Consider the following 2,943-nt stretch of genomic DNA (forward strand, 5'->3'; position numbering starts at 1 on the left):
CCGTGGTGCTTCTGGTGGGCGGGATCCTGCTGGGCGTTTTCCAGGGCAGCGCCATGTCAGCCATCCTGATAGCCCTAGCCATCGTCTTCGGTTTCTTTCACCTGCTTAAACGTAAGGACAAAAGCTTTTCCCTGGTGGGACCGGCCTTCCTGATCACCGGCCTGGGCTTGGTGGTATACCTGAACATGGGAAATCCCCAGCCCCGCGACCGGGACTATATCTATGCGCCCTGCTACCTGTTCTTCGCCGTCTGGATCGGGATGGGCACCTGGCGGTTGATGCACCTGGTACGGGAGCTGATGGCCAAGTCGCTTGAGAAATGGACCCGCTACGCCATCATTGCTTTGGGTGTGATCCTGCTGGGGGTGGGCCTGTTCAACGTCAAAAGGTACTATCACGAGAAGGACCGCTCCAACAACTGGATCCCGGCGGATTACGGCTACAACATCCTGCAGTCGGCCCTGCCCGGCGGCATCATCTTCACCAACGGAGACAACGACACCTTCCCGGTCTGGTTCGTGCAGGAGGTCTGGAGATCGCGCAAGGACGTGAAGATCGTCAACCTTTCCCTGGGCAACACCAACTGGTACCTCAAGCAGATGAAGCAGAGCGGCGTGGAAATGGACATCTCGGACTACCAGATAGACCAGCTCCAGCCGCTGCGGACCCCGGACGGGCAGATCTTCAAGGTCTCCGACATCGCGGTCCGGCTGATCATCGCGGCCAATGCCGGCAAAAAGCTTTCCTTTGCCCAGGTGCTGGCCCCGCCCAAGGAATTCGCCGCCCTGGTGTTCGGCAAGGATTACAGGGAGAAATATCCCATCTACTTCGCGGCCACGGTCTCGGACGACAACCTGACCGGACTGGAAAACTACCTCTCGTTTGAAGGCATGCTTTACCGGATACTGCCGGACAGCTCTTCCAAAAAACAGCCCAACATCCAGGTCACCCAGAACAACCTGAACAATGTTTACAAGATGAGGGGGCTGACCGATCCCAAGGTGTTCAAGGACGAGAACACCCAGCGTTTGCTGGGGAATTATGCGGTGACCTACTGGAACCTGGGCATGGCCCTGCGCCGTCAGGCCGACCAGGCCCGCCAGAAGAACCGGCTCCAGGAGGCCAGGGAACTCCAGCTGCAGGCGGTCCAGCAGTTCGAGCAGGCCAACCAGATCATGCCCGAGGAATCGGCCGGCCTGAACTGGCTGGGAGTGACCTACGCCGAGCTGGGCGAGTTTCCCAAGGCTTTGGGTTATTTCCGCAAGGTGATGCAGAAGGACCCGGCCAACCCCTACATCCTGATGCAGCTGGGAATGTCGTTCCAGCAGGCCGGGATGCCGGACTCGGCCGAGTATTATTACATGAAAGGCATCCAGATCAATCCCAATTTCGGCGAGGGGTACGGCCGGCTGTACACCTTCTATCTGGCCCAAAACAACACCGCCAAGGCCATCTCCACCCTGGAAGAATGGCTGGCCCGCAATCCCGGAGACGAAAACGCCCGGGGCGAGCTCAACAAGCTAAAAAAGACCCGCTGATGCACGAACTGGCCATCACCCAGAGCCTTTTCAAGATAGTGCTGGAGCAGGCCCAAAAAGCCGGGGCGGTTAAAGTATCCCGGATCAATCTCAAGATCGGCCGGCTGACCGGCTACGTGCCCGAGGCGGTGGAGATGAATTTCAACCTGCTGGCCTCAGGCACCATCGCCGAGGGGGCCGGGCTGAAGATAGAGTGGGTGCCGGTCAAAGTTCTTTGCAGGGAGTGCCAAAAGGAATCGGAACAGCAGGACTTGGGGTTGGGCTGCTCCCTTTGCGGCTCGATTAACGTTCAAATAGCCGGGGGCCGGGAAATGTACATAGACAGCATGGAAGTGGACAATGGCTGAGATAAAGATCTTAAAGAACATCATGGACGAGAATCTGTCCCAGGCCGCCTTGAACCGGCAGTGGTTCAGGTCCCGGAAGATCCTGGCGCTGAACCTGATCGCCTCGCCCGGGGCCGGCAAGACCACTTTTCTGGAGCAGACCATCAAGGGCCTGTTTCCAAAATACAAGCTGGCGGTGATCGAGGGCGACATCACCGGGGACCACGATGCCAGGAGGATAGAGTCCCTGGGGGTTCCGGTGGTTCAGATCAACACCGAGGGCGGGTGCCATCTGGATGCCCACATGATAGACTCGGTCTTAAGCAGCCTGGACCTGGACGGCCTGAAATATCTGTTCATCGAGAACGTGGGGAACCTGGTCTGTCCGGCCGAGTTTGACCTGGGCGAAGAACTGAAAGTGGTGGTGCTGTCCACCCCCGAAGGCCATGACAAGCCGGCCAAGTATCCGCTGATCTTTTCGGAGGCCCAGGCGGTGATCATCAACAAGACAGACCTGCTACAGGCGGTGGACTTTGACATTGAAAAGGCCGAGCATGACATCAGAAGGCTCAATCCGAACGTTCCGATCTTCAGGCTCTCCTGCAAGACAGGTGACGGCTTGGACAAATGGCTGGAATGGCTCGGAACGCAGGGAACTGGGAACGGAATATAAAGGCAGAAAGCAGAAAACGAATCACGATTTCCGGTTTACTGCTTATTGCATACAGCTTAGAGCTTAGAGCTTAGAGGTAATGTCAAAAAAAGAAATATCGATAATAGGCGGCGGGGCCTCGGGGATAATGGCGGCCATTGCCGCCGCCAGGGGCGGGGCCAAAGTGCGGCTATGGGAGAAGGACCACTCCCTGGGCCGCAAACTTTTAGCCACCGGCAACGGACGCTGCAATTTCAGCAACCGCGACCTGGCTCCAAAACACTTCCACGCCCAGGTTCCGGCGGTGACTGACATGGTGCTGTCGCAGTTTGAACTGCAGCAGACCCTGGAATTTTTCCATGAACTGGGGATAGAATATTACTGCGATGCCCGGGGCCGTTATTTCCCCAGATCCAACGAGGCTCCC

General features: G+C 57.5%; 4 protein-coding genes. All 4 read left to right on the top strand.

Translation table 11 applies throughout. The features are described from left to right. Positions 1–1,538 (top strand): tetratricopeptide repeat protein (locus Q7U71_03905; GenBank protein MDO9390901.1); only part of this gene is annotated, 1,538 nt, incomplete at its 5' end. Continuing rightward, positions 1,538–1,885, top strand: a complete 348-nt coding sequence (gene hypA, locus Q7U71_03910) for a hydrogenase maturation nickel metallochaperone HypA (GenBank protein MDO9390902.1) — start codon at positions 1,538–1,540, stop codon at positions 1,883–1,885. The genes Q7U71_03905 and hypA, both read left to right, overlap by 1 nt. Then, entirely contained in the window at positions 1,878–2,537 is a 660-nt protein-coding gene (gene hypB, locus Q7U71_03915) for a hydrogenase nickel incorporation protein HypB (protein ID MDO9390903.1), read from the top strand. Before hypA ends, hypB begins: the two co-directional genes overlap by 8 nt. A 79-nt stretch (positions 2,538–2,616) precedes the next feature. Continuing rightward, on the top strand, positions 2,617–2,943 hold a 327-nt coding region (locus tag Q7U71_03920), incomplete at its 3' end, for an NAD(P)/FAD-dependent oxidoreductase (protein MDO9390904.1).

The organism is bacterium (assembly GCA_030655055.1).
Taxonomy (GTDB): Bacteria; Edwardsbacteria; AC1; order AC1; family EtOH8; genus UBA5202.